The organism is Streptomyces sp. NRRL F-2580, assembly GCF_000720115.1.
GTDB lineage: Bacteria > Actinomycetota > Actinomycetes > Streptomycetales > Streptomycetaceae > Streptomyces.
The window spans coordinates 1-18,220 of the sequence record NZ_JOIR01000050.1 but is presented as its reverse complement, the minus strand read 5'-3'; the positions used below and the strand labels follow the sequence as shown (position 1 = coordinate 18,220).

Here is an 18,220-nt window from a genome sequence, read left to right as displayed (position 1 = left end):
CCGTGGTCACCCCGCCTGCTCGGCCCCGGGCGGGGACGCGAACAGCTCCCCGTCGAGGACGGTGACGGCCCGGCCCGCCAGCAGGGTGCGGTCGCCCGCCAGGGTCACCCGTACGAGACCGCGGCGCGCGCCGCCCTGGAGGCCGGTCAGCTCCGTACGGCCCAGGCGCTCGGCCCAGAAGGGGGCCAGCGCGGTGTGGGCGCTGCCGGTCACCGGGTCCTCGTCGATCCCGAAGGCGGGGAAGAAGCCGCGGGAGACGAAGTCGTACCCGCAGGAGGGGTCCTCGGCGGCCGCGGTGACGATGACCCCGCGCTTGGCGAAGGCGCGCAGGGCGCCGTGGTCCGGCGTCAGTTCGCGGACGGTCTTCTCGTCGGCGAGCTCGATCACGAGGTCGCCGATGTGCGCGGCGGTGTCGTGCACGGAGAGGATCGGCGCCCCGCCGAGCGCGTAGTCCACGGCGGGCGGCGCCGGGGCGGGGGTCAGTGACGACGTCGGGAAGTCCATGGTGATCGTGCCGTCACCGGCGGTCTCGGCCGTGAGGATCCCGCAGCGCGCGGAGAAGCGGATCAGCCCCGTGGCGAGGCCCGCGGACGCCAGGACGTGCGCGGTGGCCAGGGTCGCGTGGCCGCACATGTCGACCTCGGCGGCCGGGGTGAACCAGCGCAGCGCCCAGTCGGCGTCCCCGCCGGGCGGCAGGGGATGGGCGAAGGCGGTCTCTGAGAGGTTCACCTCGGAGGCGACCTGCTGGAGCCAGGCGTCCGGGGGGAAGCCGGTGTCGAGGAGCAGGACTCCGGCGGGGTTCCCGTGGAACGGCCGGTCGGTGAAGGCGTCGACGATTCGGATGCGCATGCACCGACGGTAGGGCGGTTCCTTGATCACGGACAAAGGCCAATCCGGGGTGACTGGACCGGTCGGTGCCGGACGAGGCGCCGACCGGCCCGGGTGGTGGCCGGCTCAGGTCCGGGAGAGCGCCTTCCTGCCCGACAGCAGCGGGACGAGGCCGAAGTTCCCGTTACCGCGGCCGTAGGTCGGGGCGGTGTCGGGGGTGTTGGAGTCGTTCGTCCCGGCGGAGAACTGCCCGCCCCGAGCGAGATCACGGTGGTCAGGTGGCCCCGCTGGCCGTCGGAGCAGGAGACGCACTGGGGCAGGTTGAGGCAATTGCCCGGCCAGCTGCCGGGGGCCGTGGGCGGTGGCCGGGGCCGGCACTGCGAGCAGCAGTGCGGCGGCCGCGGCGGCGAGCCACTTCCTGGCGTCCTTAAAGGCGCACGGATGTCCCCTTCACGGGTTGTTCGGGCATGTTCGCGGCCCGGCACCGCACGCACCCGCACGCCCTTCGCCCAGCAGTTCGGTCGCCGATCCACCCCAAAGTGTGCCGTCGCGTCACCTGTCGCTGACGAGTTTCCGATATATCGTTGACGCATCGCGATGGATCAGCGATAGTGGAGCTATCGGACGACCGATGACACGAAGAACGACAACGTGACGGAAGGAGCGCAGGCATGCGTTCACGCGGACAGCACGGACACGACCACGGACATGACCACGGACGGGGCCACGACCACTGCGGGCCCGATCGTCGGGAGGGTTTCAAGGGGCGCCGCGCCGCCTTCGGACCGTTCGGGCCGCCCTTCGGTGGCGGGCCCTTCGGAGGCCGGGGCGGGCGTGGTGGGCGGGGCGGCGGACGGGCCCGGCGCGGTGACGTACGCGCCTCGATCCTGGCGCTGCTCACCGACCGGCCGATGCACGGCTACGAGATGATCCAGGAGATCGGCGAGCGCAGCGGCGGGGCCTGGAAGCCCAGCCCGGGCTCGGTCTACCCGACCCTGCAGCTGCTCGAGGACGAGGGGCTCATCACGAGCGAGAGCGAGGGCGGCAAGAAGCTGTTCACGCTCACCGACGCCGGCCGCGCCGAGGCCGAGTCGGGCCCCGACGCGCCGTGGGCCGACGCCGGGCGCGGCTTCGACTTCGAGGCGATGCACGAGATCCGGACGGCCGGGATCGGCCTGATGGAAGCCTTCGGGCAGGTCTTCAAGACCGGCTCGCCCGAGCAGCGCGAGAAGGCGCTCGGGGTCATCAACGACGCCCGCAAGAAGCTCTACCTGATCCTGGCCGACGAGCACTGAGGACCGGGCAGGTCCCGGCACCACGCGGCGCGCCCCGCGAGTCCTTTTTCGCGGGGCGCGCGGGCGTGTACGGGGGCGGGCGGTGGCCGGTCAGGCCACCAGGACGGCCAGCTTGCGCAGCGACTCGTTCAGCGCGGCGGTGGCCGAGTCCTTGAGCTTGCCCGCCATCAGCGAGACGGCGGCCCCGGTGAACTCCCCGTCGATGCGGACCGTGGTGGCCCCGGCGTCCGGGGTCAGGGTGTACCGGGTGAGGACGGCCACGCCCATCGGGCCCTTGCCGGTGATGGCGAAGAGGCGCTCGTCCTCCAGCTCCGAGACGGTCCAGACGACCTCGGCCGGGAAGCCCATCATCTTCATGTTCTCGGCGAAGGTGGACCCGACCGCGAGGGTCTCCGGGCCGCCCTCCGGGAAGTTCGTGTGGGTCGTGCTCCACTGGCCGTACGCGTCCCAGTCCGTGAGCTGGGACCAGAGCTTCGCGGCGGACGCCTCGATGCGTGATTCCGCGGTGACTTCGGCCATGCGACCACCCCTTCTCGTCGGGTACGTGCGGCGGAACGTAGCCCCGGCGGGCGGAACATTCAATACTGACGACCTGTCAGAAACCGTGGGGGTCGGCGGGCCGCGATATCGAGTGCGTCTCAACAGGTGTCACAGCCGTGACGGTACTGACCGGCCCTGTCATGATGACCGGATGCAAGCGTCAGGGAAAAATGCCGGACTGGGCCTCGCCCTCGTCTCGGCGTTCGCGTTCGGTGGTTCCGGAGTGGCGGCGAAGCCGCTGATCGAGGCGGGTCTGGACCCCCTCCACATGGTCTGGCTCAGGGTGGCCGGGGCGGCGCTCGTGCTGTCCCCGCTGGCCTGGCGCCACCGTGACCTCGTCCTGCGCAAGCCCTTGCTGCTCGCCGGCTTCGGGCTGGTCGCCGTCGCGGGCGTGCAGGCCTTCTACTTCGCCTCCCTCTCCCGGATCCCGGTGGGCGTGGCCCTGCTGCTGGAGTACCTGGGCCCCGCGCTGCTGCTCGGCTACATCCGCTTCGTCCAGCGCAAGCCCGTGACGCGGGGCGCCGCCGCGGGCGCGGCCGTGGCCGTCGTCGGCCTGGCCTGCGTGGTCGAGATCTGGTCCGGGCTGAGCCTGGACCCCCTCGGCGTGCTCTTCGGCCTCGCCGCGGCCTGCTGCCAGGCCTTCTACTTCGTCTTCGCCGACCAGGGCGCCGACGGCGACGACGCCCCCGACCCGCTCGGGGTGATCGCGTACGGCATGCTCGTCGGCGCCCTGGTGATGACCGTGATCGCCCGGCCGTGGGAGATCGACTGGCAGGTGCTGGGCGGCCGGGCCTCCGTGGGCGGCACGATGGTGCCCGCGCCGGTGCTGCTCGCCTGGGTGGTGCTGGTCGCCACCGTCTTCGCGTACCTGACCGGCGTGGTTTCGGTGCGCAGGCTCTCGCCGCAGGTCGCGGGCGTGGTGGCCTTCCTGGAGGCGGTCGTCGCCACCGTGCTGGCCTGGGTCCTGCTCGGCGAGTACCTCTCGACCTGGCAGATCGTCGGCGGCGGCCTGGTGCTGGGCGGCGCCTTCATCGCCCAGTCCTCCCGGCCGGCCCCGCCGGTCCCGCCCGTACCGCCCGCCGTGGGCGGTCCGGCCCTGCTGGACCGCGAGACGACGACGGCCTAGGGTGGCGATCATGCATTCGACCGTGCTTCCGCCTCCTGCCGCCTAGCGCGGGCGGCGCCTCGACGATCTGACCCGGCCCGGGGAGTTCCCGGGCGGGTGCGTGCTGCCCGCGAAGCGATGACCTGCTTCTTTCATCCTTCACGCAAGCGCGGAGAGTTTCGTGTCGAACCATTCGCCCGCTGCCGGGCGCAGTCTGCTGTACCTCGTCGTCGCCGGAGCCGCCTGGGGCACCGCGGGGGCGGCTGCCTCACTCCTCTTCCTGGCCAGTGACCTCGGCCCGCTCGCCCTGTCGTTCTGGCGGTGCGCGGGCGGGCTCGTGGTGCTGCTCGGGGTGCTCGCCGTACGGGGGTCCCGGCCCCGGCCGGGGCGGTCGCGGCCCTCGGTGGGTTCGCTGATCGTGACCGGGCTGCTGTTCACCGTCTTTCAGGCCGCGTACTTCGCCGCCGTGCGCGAGACCGGCCTCGCGGTGGGCACCGTGGTCACGCTCGGCGCCGGGCCGGTGATCATCGCGCTCGGGGCCCGGTACTGGATGGGCGAGCGGCTCGGCCGCGGCGGCGTGGCCGCCGTCCTCGGCGCGCTGGCGGGGCTGGCCGTACTGGTGCTGGGCAGCGGGGGCGGCGAGGTGCGGCCGCTCGGCGTCGGCTGGGCGCTGCTGTCGGCCGCCGGCTACGCGGGGATGACCCTGCGGGCGCGGTGGCTCGGGCAGCGCGGTGCGGGCGGGGACCCGCTGGTGACCACCGCCTGGTCGGTCGCGGTGGGCACGGTGTGCCTGCTCCCGCTCGCGGCGGCGGAGGGGCTGCTGCCGCACACCGCCGACATCGGGCGGGTGCTCTGGCTGCTGGTGTACGTGGCCACCGTGCCGACGGCGCTGGCGTACGCGCTCTACTTCACGGGGGCCGCGGCGGTACGGGCCGCCACCGTGTCGGTGATCATGCTGATCGAGCCGGTGAGCGCGGCCGTGATCGCCGTCCTGCTCCTCGGGGAGCGGCTGACCGCCGCCGTCGTGCTCGGCACCGTACTGCTGCTGACGGCTGTGGGCGCCCTGATCGCGGCGGAATCGCGCCGTCCGGCGGGGGCGGCCGTGCCCGCCGCCGTCCGGCGCAGTCCTCAGAGCGCGGTGATGTAGTCCGGGACGGCGATGCCGGGGGCCAGGTCCGAGGCGGGTACCGGGGTCCCGAACACGGGGGCGACAGGGACCACGCCCGCCCAGTAGGGCAGGTCCAGGTCCTCGGCGTCGTCGCTGCTCGGGCCGGTGCGCAGCTTCGCGGACACCTCGGTCAGGTCCACCCGGATCACCGCCGTGGCGGCGAGCTCCCGGGCGTTGGCGGGGCGGATGTCGGCGGAGCGGCCCGGCACGGCGGAGTCGACCAGGGCGTCCAGGGCCGTCCGGCACTCGGCCTCGTCGGTGACCTGGTAGGCGGTGCCGTGCACGACCACCGAGCGGTAGTTGAGCGAGTGGTGGAAGGCCGAGCGGGCCAGCACGAGACCGTCTACGTGGGTCACGGTCACGCAGACGGGCAGGCCCGGATCGGCCTTGCCGGCCGCGAGCAGCGGGCGGGAGCCGGTCGAGCCGTGGATGTAGATCGATTCGCCGACCCGGGCGAACAGCGTGGGCAGGACCACGGGCGCGCCGTCACGGACGAAGCCGAGGTGGCAGACGTAGGCCTCGTCGAGTATCGAGTGCACCGTCTCGCGGTCGTAGCGCGCCCGGTCACGGGATCGGGTGGGGACCGTGCGGTCGGTGGGCTCGTACGCGCCGGTCGTCCCGGTGCGCTCGGTCGTCGTCTCCGTGGCGGGCGTGGCGGTCATGATGCCGACTCCATTGCACTAGTGCATACTGTGGTTTGTGCTAGTAGAGTATCGGATCACAGGGCGCGGCACAGCGGATATCGCGGCCAGCGTCGAGGCGGGCGTGGCATCGGGCGCGCTGCCGCCCGGATCGCTGCTGCCGCCGATGCGGGAGCTGGCGGCCGAACTGGGCGTCAATCCCAACACCGTGGCGGCCGCCTACAGGACACTGCGCGAGCGCGGGGTCATCGAAACCGACGGGCGGCGCGGAAGCCGGGTGCGGCCGCGCCCCTCCACCACCCCGCGGGACGCGCGGCGGATGGTGGTGCCGGCGGGCGTGCGCGACATCGCGGAGGGCAATCCGGACGTGGCGCTGCTCCCCTCCCTGGACGGGGCGCTGGCGGCGGCCGCCCTGCGGTACGCGCAGGCCCCGACCCTCTACGGGGCGGATCCCGTCGCGCCGGACCTGGCCCGGCTCGCCCGGGCGGACTTCGACGCGGACGCCGTGCCGGCCGGCCCGGTGGCGGTGACCTCGGGAGCGCTGGACGCGATCGAACGGGTGCTGGTCGCCCACCTGAGGCCGGGGGACGCGGTGGCGGTCGAGGACCCGGGCTGGGGAGGCTCGCTCGACCTGGTCCCGGCGCTGGGCCTGCGGGTGCTGCCGGTGGCGGTGGACGACGACGGGCCGCGTGCCGACGCGGTGGCGCGGGCGCTCGCCGCCGGGGCTCGGGCGCTGGTGGTGACCTCGCGGGCGCAGAACCCGACCGGCGCCGCGGTGAGCGCGGAACGGGCGGGGGAGCTGCGGGAGCTGCTGGCGCGCCACCCCGGGGTGCTGCTGATCGAAGACGACCACGGCCACGGGATCGTCGACCTGCCGCTGCACCCGCTGAGCGGGGTCACCGGGCACTGGGCACTGATCCGGTCCACGGCGAAGGCCTACGGGCCGGACCTGCGGCTCGCCGTGCTGACGGGCGACGCGGTGACCCTGGACCGCGTACGGGGCCGCCAGCGGCTGGGCCCCGGCTGGGTGAGCCGGCTGCTCCAGCACGCCGTGGTCGAGCTGTGGACCTCGAACGCCGTGGACCGGGCCGCCGTGGCCCGCGCGTACGGGGAGCGGCGGAACGCGCTGGTCGAGGCCCTGCGGGAGCGGGGGGTGGGGGCGCACGGGCGGAGCGGGCTGAACGTGTGGGTGCCGGTGGCCGACGAGACGGTGGTGGTCACGCGGCTGCTCGCCGCGGGATGGGCGGTGGCGGCCGGGGCGATCTTCCGGGTCGAGGCGGGACCGGGCGTGCGGCTGACGGTGTCGCAGCTGGGGGTCTCGGAGGTGCCGGGCCTGGCGGACGCCGTGGCCGCGGCGGTCCGGACGGGGGTCGCGGGCGGCCGGAACGACTGACCGTACGGGCCGGCTCCCGGCCCGTGGCCCGGGCCGCCCGGAGCGGCTCTTCCAGTCCTGCCGACAGGACTGGAAGAGCCGGTCCGGGCGAGGCGGTGGCTCTCTTCACGGGTGGTGAAGCCGTTCGTCGTGACTTCGGGAGGCACCCGCCGAGACAGGATGTCGATGTTCACGAGAACGGGAGGCGGCAAGCCACAGGGGGTCGTGAGACGCCCAGCGCGCAGGCGGCCCGAACGACTTCCTCGGTGGCGCGGCCAGGCCGGCCGCCGGGGGTGACGGCATCCAGGTTCCCGTGCAATGAGGTGAAGCCGATTCTGCTCGCGCGGCTCGCCATCCTCGGGGGCCAGCTGCTGGATGCCACACACCCCGGCCGGCCGCCGGTGGAGCGGGTAGCCCGGGTGAACCTGCCCGGCGTCAGCCGGGCGCATCGTGCGACCTGGTGGTGCGGGGGCGTAAGCCCGTCTTAGTTGCCGATGCCGGAGCTGCCGATGCCCGAGTTACCGATGCCGTGGCTGCCGATGCCCGTGTTGCCGAAGCCCGCGTTGCCCAGACCCGAGTTGGCGATGCCCGCGTTGCCGATGCCGTCGTTGAAAGCACCTGCGTTGCCGACGCCGTCGTTGAAAACACCTGCGTTGCCGATGCCGTCGTTGAAAGCACCTGCGTTGCCCACGCCTGCGTTGCCCACCCCGTCGGCGCTGGCCGCGCCGGCGCCGCAGATGGCCAGCACTGCCGCGGCACCCAGCGCGGCCGTCACACGGAGAAGAGTTGTGCGCATCGTCACATACCTCCTGCTTTGGGATTATTTGCTCCCTATCTCTAGCACGCGGCCGTGCCGGATATGGGGATAAATGTCCGAAGCTGTCGTGTCGCCCAGCTGCTTCGCCCGGCGGCGTGCAGGTCAGGTCGGCGGCCCAGAAGGCCGGACCCGGCCTCGGGGGGACGCCCAGACCGTCACTACGACTTTCCAGCGGTGGGCGGTGCCTCCCGTGGTCATGAACCACGGCTCGGCGCCGAGAGCCAGGGTGACCCCCGCCGCTGTCGAGGCGCTGCTGTCGACGTGTACAAAGCCACTCCGGGCGGTGTGCTGATCGCCCGGACATCAGCACTGGTCAGACGGGTTTCCGTGCGCCGGGGCGGGTCTGGCTGAGGGCCGCTCCGGCCAGGACGATCGCGGCGCCCACCGGGGTGTTCCAGTGCAGCTGCTCGCCGAGGACCAGGACGCCCGCCGCGGTGGCGATGACCGGGATGAAGTAGGTGACCATCTGGGCGGTGGTCGGGCCGATCTCCGTCACGAGGCCGTACTGCATCTGCAGGGCCATGCCCGTGCCGAGGGCGCCCAGGGCGATCACGGAGACGGTCGGCCAGAGCGGGAACGAGCTCGGCGCCGTGGTGAAGAGGGCGCTGACCAGCGAGAGCTGGAGGGTGGAGACCATGAGCTGGCCGCCGGTCAGGGCCACCGGGGAGCCGGGGGTGCCGGCCAGCGTGCGGCGGACGTAGATCCAGCCGATGGGGTAGCAGAGGGCGGCCAGCAGGGCGAGCGCGGTGCCCCGGGCGTCGACGCCGGAGAAGCCCTGCCAGGCGCCGAGGACGATGAGGACGCCGAGGAAGCCGAGGCCCAGGCCCGCGAAACGGCGGCGCGTGGGGCGGTCCTCGGACAGGGCGACCATCGACAGCGCCATGCCCCACAGCGGGGAGGTCGCGTTGCAGATGCCGGCCAGGGTGGAGGGGATGCTCAGCTCCGCGTACGCGAACAGGGAGAACGGGGCGGTGTTGAGCAGCAGCGCGGCCACGCCGAGGTGGCCCCAGGTGCGCAGCCCGCGGGGCAGCTTCTCGCGGCGGACCAGCAGGACGGCGAGGAGGGCGAGCGCGCCGAACAGGACCCGGCCCAGGGCCACCTGGAAGGGTGCGTACGCCTCCGTGCCCACCTTGATCAGGAGGAAGCTGAAGCCCCAGACGACCGAGAGGATCGCGAACCGGACGCGCCAGTCGAGGAGTTTGGTGCGCCAGCCGGCGGCGGTGCTCGCAGGGATGGTGGCGGTGGTGGAGAGGGTGGGCCGCGGGGCTGTCGGTGCGCTCATGACCCTTACTCTGCGCGTGTCAACTTCGTAGGACAAGCGAGAGTTTCTCCAGTCGACGGCGTAGCATCTCTTACATGTTGAACCTGGAGCGCCTGCGCACCCTCGATGCCCTCGCCCGCCACGGCTCGGTCAGCGGCGCGGCCGACGGGCTCCACGTCACCACCTCCGCAGTGTCCCAGCAGATGGCCAAGCTGGAGCGCGAGGTCGGCCAGCCGCTGCTGGCCAGGAACGGGCGCGGGGTCCGGCTCACCGACGCCGGTCGGCTGCTCGCCGATCACGCGGCCCGGATCATCTCCCAGGTGGAGCTCGCCCAGGCCGATGTCGAGGCGCAGCGCGGATGCGCCGTCGGCGAGCTGCGGATCGGCGCCTTCCCGACCGCCATGCGCGGGCTGCTGCCGCAGGCCCTGTCCGCGCTGCGCGCCGGGCACCCGGACGTGCGGGCCCGGGTGCGCGAGCAGGAGCCCGAGGAGAGCATGGCCGCCGTCGTGCGCGGTGACCTCGACCTGGCGCTGGCCATCGACTGGCACAACAAGCGGATGCCGGTGCCCGCCGAGCTCACCCGGACCCACCTGCTCGACGACTCCGTCGACATCGCGGTCCCGGCCGGTCACCCGCTGGCCGACAAGAGCAGGATCTCGCTCGCCGACTTCGCCGACGACGACTGGATCTCCTGGAACGAGGGTCAGTTCTGCCACGAGTGGCTGGTCTTCACCCTGCGCGGTACGGGCGTCGAGCCGCGCATCGCCCACATCGCCGAGGAGCACCACACCCAGCTGGCCTTCGTGGAGGCCGGACTCGGCGTGTGCGTGGCGCCGAAGCTGGGCCGCGGCCCGGTGCCGCCGGGGGTGCGGCTGCTGCCGGTCTGCGACGCCGTACGCCGCCACGTGTACGTCGTCTGGCGCGCGGACGCCGACCGGAGGCCCTCGATCCGGGCCGCGGTCGACGCCCTGCGGCAGGCGGCCGACGGACTCCGGTAGCCCGCCCGTCCACCCGCCAGTCCGCCGCCCGTCCACCCGCCCGTCCGCCGCCCGTCCGCCGCCCGTCCGTCCGCCCCGGACCGGGCCTAGAGCTTGCGGAAGTCCCAGGAGATGATCGAGTCGGGGGTCAGGCGGATCCAGGCGTGCCGGCCGTCGTGCGGCATCTCCTCGATGCCGAAGTTCTTGACGGGGAAGATCCGCTCGGCCTCCGCCAGTTCGGGGCAGGGCTCGCCGGTGCGCGGGGCCTCGCCCACGAAGACGGCGCTGCCGGACAGCTCCACCCCGCGCAGTTCGTCGTAGGACTCGCCCGAGTCCACGACCACCGAGATCCGCGGGTCCTTGCGCAGGTCGGACCACCGGCGGCTGCGCGTGATCGAGTACAGCCACAGCGAGCTGCCGTCCCAGGCGAACCACAGGGCGCCCACGTGCGGGCGCCCGTCGGGGGAGACCGTCGCGACCCGGCAGGTCTTCTGCTCGCGCAGGAAGGAGTCCACTTCCGCGTCGCTCATCATGATGCGCCGGCCGCGCCGCTGCGAGGTTCCGGTTCGTGACTCGTCCATCCGTCCTGCACCCCTTCACATCTGACTGTGTGTCAGGAATCATGAGGGCTCTTCCGTCGCCACGCCAGGGGGAGCCATGCCGGATCTCGATCCCGCCACCACCGCGCTGCTCACCGTCGAGTGCCAGAACGGCGTCGTGGGCGAGGAGAGCGCGCTGCCCGAGCTCGCCAAGGAGGCCCGGGACTCAGGCATGCTGGAGCGGGTGGCCGCGCTGGTCGACGCCGCGCGCGGGGCCGGCGTACAGGTGCTGCACGCCGTCGCCGAGCGGCGGCCCGACGGGCTCGGGGCGAACACCAACGCCCGGCTGTTCCGGGCCGCGGGCAGGCTCCCCGTGCGCCAGCTGACCGGGAGCCGGGCCGTGGAGGTCGCCGCCCCCATCGCCGTCGCCGGGCAGGACCTGGTGGTCCGCCGGCTGCACGGGCTCTCCCCGATGGCCGGCACCGACCTCGACGCCCTGCTGCGCAACCTCGGCATCCGCACCCTCGTCGTCACCGGGGTCTCCTCCAACATCGCGATCCCCAACACCGTGTTCGACGCCGTGAACCTCGGCTACCAGGTCGTGGTCCCCGCCGACGCCATCGCCGGGGTGCCCGCCTCCTGCACAGCCGAGGTGATCCGCAACTCCCTCGCCCTGGTGGCGTCCATCACCACGGCCGAAGAGCTCCTCAATCAGTGGGCTCCCGCACCCTGACCCCCGTAACCTGGGCGGATGCTGTCCGAAGTGATCGCGACCCGCTACGTCACGCCCCTGCGTGAGGGCGGCTCGCTCCCGGGAATCGTCGAGGCCGACGACCTCGGTACCTACGTCATGAAATTCACCGGAGCCGGCCAGGGCCGCAAGACCCTGGTCGCCGAGGTCATCTGCGGCCGCCTGGCCCAGCGGCTGGGACTGCGCGTCCCGAGGCTGGTCCAGATGCAGCTCGACCCCGTCATCGGGCTCGGCGAGCCCGACCAGGAGGTCCAGGAGCTGCTCAAGGCCAGCGGCGGGCTCAACCTCGGCATGGACTACCTGCCCGGCTCGATCGGCTTCGACCCGCTCGCCTACCAGGTGGACCCGGTCGAGGCGGGGCGCGTGGTCTGGTTCGACGCCCTCATCAACAACGTCGACCGCTCCTGGCGCAACCCGAACATGCTGGTCTGGCACGGGGACCTCTGGCTCATCGACCACGGCGCCACCATGATCTGGCACCACAACTGGCCCACCGCCGGGGCCGCGGCCGCCAAGCCCTACAACGCCTCCGACCACGTACTGGCCCCCGCGGGCCCGGACATCGAGGCCGCGGCGGCCGCCCTCGCGCCGCTCGTGACCGAGGACCTGCTGACGCAGGTCGCGGCCGACGTCCCCGACGAGTGGCTGGTCGACGAGCCGGGCTTCGACTCCACCGACGCGCTGCGCCGCGCCTACGTGGAGGCGTTGCTGCCGCGTGCGGCCACGATCCACGAGAGGATCACCATGGAGGCCGAGGTCAAGCAGCGGTCCGGTCCGCCGGGCTGGCTGGCCGAACGCCTCGCCCCCCTGCCCCACAAGAAGAAGAGCGACGACGAGTGACCAAGCGGGACGTGTTCGAGTACGCGCTGGTGCGTGTGGTGCCCCGGATGGAACGGGGCGAGTGCTTCAACGCCGGCGTGATCGTCTACTGCCGGGCGCACGCGTACGTCGCCGCGCGCACCCACCTCGACGAGGCGAAGCTCCTCGCGCTGGATCCGGGGGCGGACGTGGCCGGGGTGCGGGCCGCGTTGCACGGGGTCGAGGGCGTGTGCGCGGGTGGGGCGTCCGCCGGGCAGGCGGCCGGCGACGATGCCGGGCGGCGGTTCCGGTGGCTGATCGCTCCGCGGAGCACGGTGGTGCAGCCGGGGCCGGTGCACACCGGCCTCACGGCCGACCCGGTCGCCGAGGTGGAGCGGCTGCTGGACCTCTTGGTCCGCTGACGCGGGCGTGTGCCGGGTGTTCGGGTGCGGCGCCGTCGCGGGGGCTCCGCCCCGGGCCCCGCGCCTCAAACGCCGGCGGGGCTGAGTTGTGCCGACGGGGCGGATGTGAGCGGGGTGGGAACCTGTCGCCGTTGACACCGGGTGCCAGGGCTCCTAGCGTCTCCTCAGCTGAAGCTACTAAGCGGTTGCTCACCTCTGGGCGGCCGTCTCTCAAGGGCGAGGAGATCCAGCATGTCCACCACCGAGCAGCGCGTCGCGATCGTGACCGGGGCGGCCCGGGGCATCGGCGCGGCCACCGCCGTACGCCTGGCCGCCGAGGGCCGGGCCGTCGCCGTACTCGACCTCGACGAGGCGGCCTGCAAGGACACCGTGGAGGCGATCACGGCGGCCGGCGGCAAGGCCTTGGCGGTCGGCTGCGACGTCTCCGACGCCGCGCAGGTGGAGGCCGCCGTCGCGCGCGTCGCCGACGAGCTCGGCGCCCCGACCATCCTGGTCAACAACGCCGGTGTGCTGCGCGACAACCTGCTCTTCAAGATGAGCGAGACCGACTGGGACACGGTCATGAACGTGCACCTGCGCGGCGCCTTCCTGATGTCGAAGGCCTGTCAGAAGTACATGGTGGAGGCCAAGTTCGGCCGCATCGTGAACCTCTCCAGCAGCTCGGCGCTCGGCAACCGCGGCCAGGTCAACTACTCCGCCGCCAAGGCCGGTCTGCAGGGCTTCACCAAGACCCTGGCCATCGAGCTCGGCAAGTTCGGCGTCACCGCCAACGCCGTCGCCCCCGGCTTCATCGTCACCGAGATGACCGCCCAGACGGCGGCCCGCGTCGGCATGGGCTTCGAGGACTTCCAGGCGGCCGCCGCCACCCAGATCCCCGTCCAGCGCGTCGGCCGCCCGGACGACATCGCCAACGCCATCGCCTTCTTCACGGGCGAGGCCGCCGGCTTCGTCTCCGGCCAGGTCATGTACGTCGCCGGCGGCCCGCTCAACTGACGAGCGAAGAGACACGAGAGGCAGGCGCACGTCATGACGTACGACGGTATCGACAGCGGCAAGGTCGCCCTGATCACCGGGGCGAGCCGGGGCATCGGCTACGGCATCGCCGAGGCGCTGGTCGCCCGCGGCGACCGGGTCTGCATCACCGGACGCAGCGAGGACGCGCTCAAGGAGGCCGTCGAGCGGCTCGGAGCGGACCGGGTGATCGGGGTCGCCGGCAAGGCGCACGACGAGGCCCACCAGGCCGTCGCCGTCGAGCGCGCGATGGAGGCCTTCGGCCGCGTCGACTTCCTGGTGAACAACGCGGGCACCAATCCGGTCTTCGGGCCGATCGCGGACCTGGACCTCGGGGTCGCCCGCAAGGTCTTCGAGACCAATGTGATCTCGGCGCTGGGCTTCGCCCAGCGGACCTGGCACGCCTGGCAGAAGGACAACGGCGGGGCGATCGTGAACATCGCCTCCATCGCCGGCGTCTCCGCCTCGCCCTTCATCGGGGCGTACGGGATGAGCAAGGCCGCCATGGTCAACCTCACCCTCCAGCTCGCCCACGAGATGGCACCGGGTGTCCGGGTCAACGCGATCGCCCCCGCGGTGGTCAAGACCAAGTTCGCGCAGGCGCTCTACGAGGGCCGGGAGCAGGAGGCCGCGGCGGCCTACCCGCTCGGCCGGCTGGGGCTCCCGGAGGACATCGGAGGGGCGGCGGCGTTTCTTACATCTGCACAAGCGGAATGGATCACGGGCCAAACTCTGGTCGTCGATGGTGGGATGTTCCTCAATGCTGGTGTGCACTGACCGATAGTCGGACATATTTGCCTCCGAAAGGGAGGTAAATGCGTACTGAATATGCACGTAACCGGTCAAGTGCCCCACGAAACCACCCCATTGGATTCGTGGGGCACTGCGGTAGGGTCTGCCGCACCCCTGGCTGATCGAGGAGCGTGCAAGTGTTCAACCGGACCAGATGCCTGCAGATCACTGCGGCCCTTGCGTCCATATCCCTGCTCGCCGGATGCGGCCTGCTGTCGGAGGACAACGACGACGACGTCAAGAAGATCGTCGTCGGCACCACGAGCGCACCGAGCACCCTCGATCCCGCCGCGGCGTGGGACGGCTCCTGGGAGCTGTACCGGAACGTCTACCAGACCCTGCTGGCGTTCCCCACGGGTTCCACCAAGCCCCAGCCCGACGCCGCCCAGAACTGTGAGTTCACGGACGGGGCGAGCCAGGCCTACCGGTGCACCCTGCGCAAGGGCCTGAAGTTCTCCAACGGCGAGCCGCTCGACGCCAAGGCGGTCAAGTACTCCCTCGACCGGATCAAGACGATCGGCTCCAAGGTCGGTCCGAAGGACCTCTTCAACAGTCTCGACAAGATCGAGACCCCGGACGCCCTGACGGTCGTCTTCCACCTGAACACCTCGGACGCCACCTTCCCGTACGTCCTCGGCTCGCCCGCCGCCTCGCTGGTCGCGCCCAAGGACTACCCCGCCGACAAGGTGCGCCAGGACGGCAAGATCACCGGCTCCGGCCCGTACGTGCTCGACTCGTACAAGGAGGGCGCCGAGGCCGTCCTCGGCGACAACGGGAGCTACACGGGCTTCGCCAACCGCCGTAACAAGGCGGTGACCATCCGCTACTTCCAGGACTCGCAGAAGATGGTCGCGGCCCTGAAGGCCAAGGAGATCGACGCCACCTACCGAGGCCTGTCGGCCACGGAGATCACGGACCTGCAGAGCCCCGCCGCGCACGCGCAGGGCGTCCAGGTCGTCGAGAACGTCGGCGCCGAGATCCGCTACCTGGTCTTCAACCCCAAGGACCCCGCAGTCGCCAAGCCGGCGGTCCGCCAGGCCATCGCCCAGACCGTCGACCGCGGGACCCTCGTCTCCAAGGTCTACCAGGGCACCGCGGAGCCGCTGTACTCGATGGTTCCCAAGGGTGTCGTCGGCCACAAGACGCCCTACTACGACAAGTACGGCCCCGCCGACGTCCCCAAGGCCAGGAAGATCCTCAAGGACGCCGGGGTGCCCACGCCGGTCGACCTGACCTTCTGGTACACCACCGACCGGTACGGCTCCTCCACCGCCGAGGAGTTCACCGAGCTCAAGCGTCAGCTGGACGAGAGCGGGCTCTTCCGGATCACCCTGCGCAGCCAGCCCTGGAAGACCTTCCAGGAGGGCTACAAGGGCCAGGAGTACCCGGTCTTCGGCCGTGGCTGGTTCCCCGACTTCCCGGACCCGGACAACTTCATCGCGCCGTTCGTCGGCAAGGAGAACGCGGTCGGCACCCCGTACGAGCCCACCGAGATCCTGAACGACCTGCTGCCCAAGTCCCGCCGCGACGGCGACCGCTCCGCCGGCGTCCAGCAGTTCGAGAAGGCGCAGCAGATCTTCGCCGAGGACGTCCGGCTGCTGCCCCTGTGGCAGGGCAAGCTGTATGTCGCCGCGCAGGAGGACATCGCGGGCGCCGAGCGGGCGCTGGACCCGCAGACCGCCATGCAGATGTGGGAGCTGTACCGCAAGACCAGCTGGTAGCGGCCCCGCCCGGGGCATCCGCCCGGGCGGCCGACGCGCTGTCAGTGGCCCCCGGTAGGTTCTGGAGCAGTTGCACGAACTTGTACCGGAGGTTGTCGCCGTGACCCAGATGCTGCCCGAGTCCTGGCTCCCCGTCCTCGGCGGGGAGCTGGACCAGCCCTACTTCAAGGAACTCACCGAGTTCGTCGAGAAGGAACGGGCGAACGGGCCGGTCTACCCCCCCCGCGAGCAGGTGTTCGCGGCCCTGGAGGCCACCCCCTTCGACCAGGTGAAGGTGCTCGTCCTGGGCCAGGACCCCTACCACGGCGCCGGCCAGGGTCACGGCCTGTGCTTCTCCGTGCAGCCCGGGGTCAAGACCCCGCCCTCGCTGCGCAACATCTACAAGGAGATGAAGGAGGAGCTCGGCCTGCCCGTCCCGGACAACGGGTACCTGATGCCGTGGGCCCGGCAGGGCGTCCTGCTGCTCAACGCGGTGCTCACCGTCCGCGAGGCCGAGCCCAACTCGCACAAGGGCAAGGGCTGGGAGAAGTTCACCGACGCCGTGATCCGCGCGGTGTCCGAGCGGCCCGACCCGGCCGTCTTCGTCCTCTGGGGCGCCTACGCCCAGAAGAAGATCCCGCTGATCGACGAGGAGCGGCACGTCGTGGTCAAGGGGGCCCACCCCTCCCCGCTGTCGGCCAAGAAGTTCTTCGGGTCCCGGCCCTTCACGCAGATCAACGAGGCCATCGCCGCCCAGGGCCATGAGCCGATCGACTGGCGGATCCCGGACCTCGGCTGACGTCCCACCGCGCCTCGGCGCCATTGCCGGTGCCTCCGGTTAGCTTTTTGATGACCAGACCCGGAGCAGGTCTGGCGGAGCGAGCCGGAGGCCGCGGTGACGGAGCAGCAGGAGGCGTCGGAGGACGCCGTCATGACCAGGATCGGCCAGGCGGTCATCCTGCTGCACGCCGGGGACCGCGAGGAGGCCCGCAACCGGCTCGGCGCGATCTGGTCGGAGATCGGCGAGGAGGGGGACGACCTCCACCGCTGCACCCTCGCCCACTACATGGCCGACGCTCAGGACGATCCCGCCGACGAACTGGCCTGGGACCTGCGGGCCCTGACCGCCGCCGAAGCCCTGCGCGACCCGCCCGCCACCGGGCCACGGGACGGGGGGACCGCGCCGCGGGGGGAACCGCACCTCGCGATGCGCGTGTTCTACCCGTCCCTGCACCTCAGCCTGGCCGCCGACTACCTCAAGCTCCAGCGCCCCGAGGCCGCCCGGGTCCACCTGGCGCGGGCCCGCGCGGCCACCGGGGCGCTCCTCGACGACGGGTACGGGAACGGCGTACGGGAGGCCATCGCACGGCTGGAGCGGCGCCTGGCCACGGAACCGGGCGCCGGGCCACGTCCGTTCCCCGAACAGTCTCCGTAGGGGCGGGCGCCCGGCGGTCAGCCGTCGTGGACGCCAGCGCAGATGCGGGCCTCGGGGCTGTCCGGGTGCCAGCGGCCGTGGCGGCGGCCCAGCGCGCACACGTCGGCCGGCCGCACCGGCAGCTTCCGCACCAGCTCGCGCTCCACCTCGGCGTCGGGCCGGGAGTGGTGCGGGCGCCCGCCGGGACGCCCGGACGCGGGCTCGGCCGGCTTCGGTGGCTCCGGGATGTCCGGGACGGGCGGCACGTCCGGCGCGGGCCCGTCGGAGGAGCGCTGGGCGGACCTCCGGGCGGGCGCGGGAGCCGCCGGGTGAGCGGGCTGCTCCGGGACCGCCTTCAGCGCCTCCAGGGCGGGCGCCCGGACGACCACGGGGGCGGCCCCGGGCCCGCCGCGCGGCTCGTGGCGGGGCAGCTCGCCGGCGGCGGGGACCGCCGCCGGCTGCACGGGACCGGGGCTCACGTTCACACAGCCGGAGACGGCCGAAACGGCACAGGCGACTCCGAGCAGCAGGGTTGTCGTGGTTCGGGTTGGATGCACCCGCGCAACTCTGCTGTGCGAGGGCCCCGTTGCGAAAACCCTGAGCGGATATTCACCCCGCACGGGTGACGGGGAGCAGGTGTCCGGCGGATCCGGCCCGGTCCGGAAGCCGGGCACCCGGAGTCGGCCTAGTTGTTCTGTCCAGGGAGGTTGTGGACGGGTGATGCAGGTCTCGGCTGAGGGATCTTGAACGAGTGAGGGCCTTCCGGGTTCGGTGTGGATTGCGACGTCT

20 protein-coding genes are annotated in these 18,220 nt (G+C 72.3%); 13 read left to right on the top strand and 7 right to left on the bottom strand.

Features of this window, described 5'->3' with window-relative positions:
* Positions 1-6: 6 nt before the first annotated feature.
* Positions 7-849, bottom strand: a complete 843-nt coding sequence (locus tag IF88_RS0135595) for a PhzF family phenazine biosynthesis protein (RefSeq protein WP_030722375.1) — start codon at positions 847-849, stop codon at positions 7-9.
* A 650-nt stretch (positions 850-1,499) separates the two neighbouring features.
* On the opposite strand from IF88_RS0135595, the gene IF88_RS0135590 reads away from it, so the two are divergent.
* A complete protein-coding gene (locus IF88_RS0135590) occupies positions 1,500-2,123 on the top strand; it encodes a PadR family transcriptional regulator (protein WP_030722372.1) in 624 nt (207 codons plus the stop codon).
* A 90-nt stretch (positions 2,124-2,213) separates the two neighbouring features.
* Here the strand turns inward: IF88_RS0135590 and IF88_RS0135585 are convergent, their stop codons facing one another.
* Positions 2,214-2,642 carry an SRPBCC family protein gene (locus tag IF88_RS0135585; RefSeq protein ID WP_030722369.1) on the bottom strand — a complete coding sequence of 143 codons (429 nt, stop codon included), beginning with the start codon at positions 2,640-2,642 and terminating at the stop codon, positions 2,214-2,216.
* A gap of 172 nt (positions 2,643-2,814) precedes the next feature.
* Here IF88_RS0135585 and IF88_RS0135580 point away from each other — a divergent pair, with 172 nt between their 5' ends.
* Both IF88_RS0135580 and IF88_RS0135575 read left to right on the top strand, forming a co-directional pair.
* Entirely contained in the window at positions 2,815-3,789 is a 975-nt protein-coding gene (locus tag IF88_RS0135580; protein WP_051838137.1) for an EamA family transporter, read from the top strand.
* A 160-nt stretch (positions 3,790-3,949) separates the two neighbouring features.
* On the top strand, positions 3,950-4,915 hold the full coding sequence (locus IF88_RS0135575) for a DMT family transporter (RefSeq protein ID WP_030722363.1): 966 nt from the start codon (positions 3,950-3,952) through the stop codon (positions 4,913-4,915).
* On the opposite strand, the gene IF88_RS0135570 is transcribed toward IF88_RS0135575, so the two are convergent.
* A complete protein-coding gene (locus tag IF88_RS0135570; protein WP_030722359.1) occupies positions 4,897-5,598 on the bottom strand; it encodes a pyridoxamine 5'-phosphate oxidase family protein in 702 nt (233 codons plus the stop codon). The two genes, IF88_RS0135575 and IF88_RS0135570, sit on opposite strands and share 19 nt — an antisense overlap.
* Positions 5,599-5,635: 37 nt before the next feature.
* Here IF88_RS0135570 and IF88_RS0135565 point away from each other — a divergent pair, with 37 nt between their 5' ends.
* Entirely contained in the window at positions 5,636-6,970 is a 1,335-nt protein-coding gene (locus IF88_RS0135565) for an aminotransferase class I/II-fold pyridoxal phosphate-dependent enzyme (RefSeq protein WP_078893342.1), read from the top strand.
* Positions 6,971-7,433: 463 nt separating this feature from the next.
* On the opposite strand, the gene IF88_RS0135560 is transcribed toward IF88_RS0135565, so the two are convergent.
* Together IF88_RS0135560 and IF88_RS0135555 are read right to left on the bottom strand one after the other, a co-directional pair.
* Positions 7,434-7,724: a pentapeptide repeat-containing protein gene (locus IF88_RS0135560; RefSeq protein ID WP_234323814.1), complete on the bottom strand. Its 291-nt coding sequence runs from the start codon at positions 7,722-7,724 to the stop codon at positions 7,434-7,436.
* A 355-nt stretch (positions 7,725-8,079) separates the two neighbouring features.
* Positions 8,080-9,048 carry a DMT family transporter gene (locus IF88_RS0135555; protein WP_199808191.1) on the bottom strand — a complete coding sequence of 323 codons (969 nt, stop codon included), beginning with the start codon at positions 9,046-9,048 and terminating at the stop codon, positions 8,080-8,082.
* 74 nt (positions 9,049-9,122) lie between these two features.
* Here IF88_RS0135555 and IF88_RS0135550 point away from each other — a divergent pair, with 74 nt between their 5' ends.
* Positions 9,123-10,025 (top strand): LysR family transcriptional regulator, encoded by a 903-nt coding sequence (locus IF88_RS0135550; protein ID WP_030722348.1) that lies wholly within the window; start codon positions 9,123-9,125, stop codon positions 10,023-10,025.
* Positions 10,026-10,111: 86 nt separating this feature from the next.
* Here IF88_RS0135550 and IF88_RS0135545 read toward each other — a convergent pair whose 3' ends face one another.
* Positions 10,112-10,585 carry a pyridoxamine 5'-phosphate oxidase family protein gene (locus IF88_RS0135545; protein WP_030722346.1) on the bottom strand — a complete coding sequence of 158 codons (474 nt, stop codon included), beginning with the start codon at positions 10,583-10,585 and terminating at the stop codon, positions 10,112-10,114.
* 76 nt (positions 10,586-10,661) lie between these two features.
* Here IF88_RS0135545 and IF88_RS0135540 point away from each other — a divergent pair, with 76 nt between their 5' ends.
* From IF88_RS0135540 to IF88_RS0135505, 8 genes are all read left to right on the top strand, one after another.
* Positions 10,662-11,276, top strand: coding sequence for a cysteine hydrolase (locus IF88_RS0135540; protein WP_037808273.1), 615 nt, complete (start codon positions 10,662-10,664; stop codon positions 11,274-11,276).
* An 18-nt stretch (positions 11,277-11,294) separates the two neighbouring features.
* Positions 11,295-12,134, top strand: coding sequence for a HipA family kinase (locus IF88_RS0135535; RefSeq protein WP_030722343.1), 840 nt, complete (start codon positions 11,295-11,297; stop codon positions 12,132-12,134).
* Positions 12,131-12,514, top strand: a complete 384-nt coding sequence (locus tag IF88_RS0135530; protein ID WP_030722340.1) for a DUF3037 domain-containing protein — start codon at positions 12,131-12,133, stop codon at positions 12,512-12,514. The genes IF88_RS0135535 and IF88_RS0135530 overlap by 4 nt, the downstream gene beginning before the upstream one ends.
* A 231-nt stretch (positions 12,515-12,745) precedes the next feature.
* Positions 12,746-13,507, top strand: a complete 762-nt coding sequence (fabG, locus tag IF88_RS0135525) for a 3-oxoacyl-ACP reductase FabG (RefSeq protein WP_030722338.1) — start codon at positions 12,746-12,748, stop codon at positions 13,505-13,507.
* 33 nt (positions 13,508-13,540) lie between these two features.
* Positions 13,541-14,302: an SDR family oxidoreductase gene (locus IF88_RS0135520; protein ID WP_030722335.1), complete on the top strand. Its 762-nt coding sequence runs from the start codon at positions 13,541-13,543 to the stop codon at positions 14,300-14,302.
* Positions 14,303-14,454: 152 nt separating this feature from the next.
* Positions 14,455-16,038 carry an ABC transporter substrate-binding protein gene (locus tag IF88_RS0135515; protein WP_030722332.1) on the top strand — a complete coding sequence of 528 codons (1,584 nt, stop codon included), beginning with the start codon at positions 14,455-14,457 and terminating at the stop codon, positions 16,036-16,038.
* Positions 16,039-16,147: 109 nt separating this feature from the next.
* On the top strand, positions 16,148-16,816 hold the full coding sequence (locus IF88_RS0135510) for a uracil-DNA glycosylase (RefSeq protein ID WP_030722329.1): 669 nt from the start codon (positions 16,148-16,150) through the stop codon (positions 16,814-16,816).
* Positions 16,817-16,912: 96 nt separating this feature from the next.
* Complete coding sequence (locus IF88_RS0135505; RefSeq protein WP_051838133.1) at positions 16,913-17,452, top strand: hypothetical protein; 540 nt, start codon at positions 16,913-16,915, stop codon at positions 17,450-17,452.
* A gap of 17 nt (positions 17,453-17,469) precedes the next feature.
* Here IF88_RS0135505 and IF88_RS0135500 read toward each other — a convergent pair whose 3' ends face one another.
* Positions 17,470-17,988 (bottom strand): hypothetical protein, encoded by a 519-nt coding sequence (locus IF88_RS0135500; protein WP_037808271.1) that lies wholly within the window; start codon positions 17,986-17,988, stop codon positions 17,470-17,472.
* Between the last annotated feature and the right edge of the window lie 232 nt (positions 17,989-18,220).

Bases quoted from the DNA above. Each gene is read 5' to 3' on its own strand.
- IF88_RS0135545 (WP_030722346.1), bottom strand. From the start codon at position 10,585: ATGGACGAGTCACGAACCGGAACCTCGCAGCGGCGCGGCCGGCGCATC.
- IF88_RS0135550 (WP_030722348.1), top strand. From the start codon at position 9,123: ATGTTGAACCTGGAGCGCCTGCGCACCCTCGATGCCCTCGCCCGCCAC.
- IF88_RS0135570 (WP_030722359.1), bottom strand. From the start codon at position 5,598: ATGACCGCCACGCCCGCCACGGAGACGACGACCGAGCGCACCGGGACG.
- IF88_RS0135595 (WP_030722375.1), bottom strand. From the start codon at position 849: ATGCGCATCCGAATCGTCGACGCCTTCACCGACCGGCCGTTCCACGGG.
- IF88_RS0135520 (WP_030722335.1), top strand. From the start codon at position 13,541: ATGACGTACGACGGTATCGACAGCGGCAAGGTCGCCCTGATCACCGGG.
- IF88_RS0135580 (WP_051838137.1), top strand. From the start codon at position 2,815: ATGCAAGCGTCAGGGAAAAATGCCGGACTGGGCCTCGCCCTCGTCTCG.
- IF88_RS0135540 (WP_037808273.1), top strand. From the start codon at position 10,662: ATGCCGGATCTCGATCCCGCCACCACCGCGCTGCTCACCGTCGAGTGC.
- IF88_RS0135555 (WP_199808191.1), bottom strand. From the start codon at position 9,048: ATGAGCGCACCGACAGCCCCGCGGCCCACCCTCTCCACCACCGCCACC.
- IF88_RS0135510 (WP_030722329.1), top strand. From the start codon at position 16,148: ATGCTGCCCGAGTCCTGGCTCCCCGTCCTCGGCGGGGAGCTGGACCAG.
- IF88_RS0135535 (WP_030722343.1), top strand. From the start codon at position 11,295: ATGCTGTCCGAAGTGATCGCGACCCGCTACGTCACGCCCCTGCGTGAG.
- IF88_RS0135585 (WP_030722369.1), bottom strand. From the start codon at position 2,642: ATGGCCGAAGTCACCGCGGAATCACGCATCGAGGCGTCCGCCGCGAAG.
- fabG (WP_030722338.1), top strand. From the start codon at position 12,746: ATGTCCACCACCGAGCAGCGCGTCGCGATCGTGACCGGGGCGGCCCGG.
- IF88_RS0135590 (WP_030722372.1), top strand. From the start codon at position 1,500: ATGCGTTCACGCGGACAGCACGGACACGACCACGGACATGACCACGGA.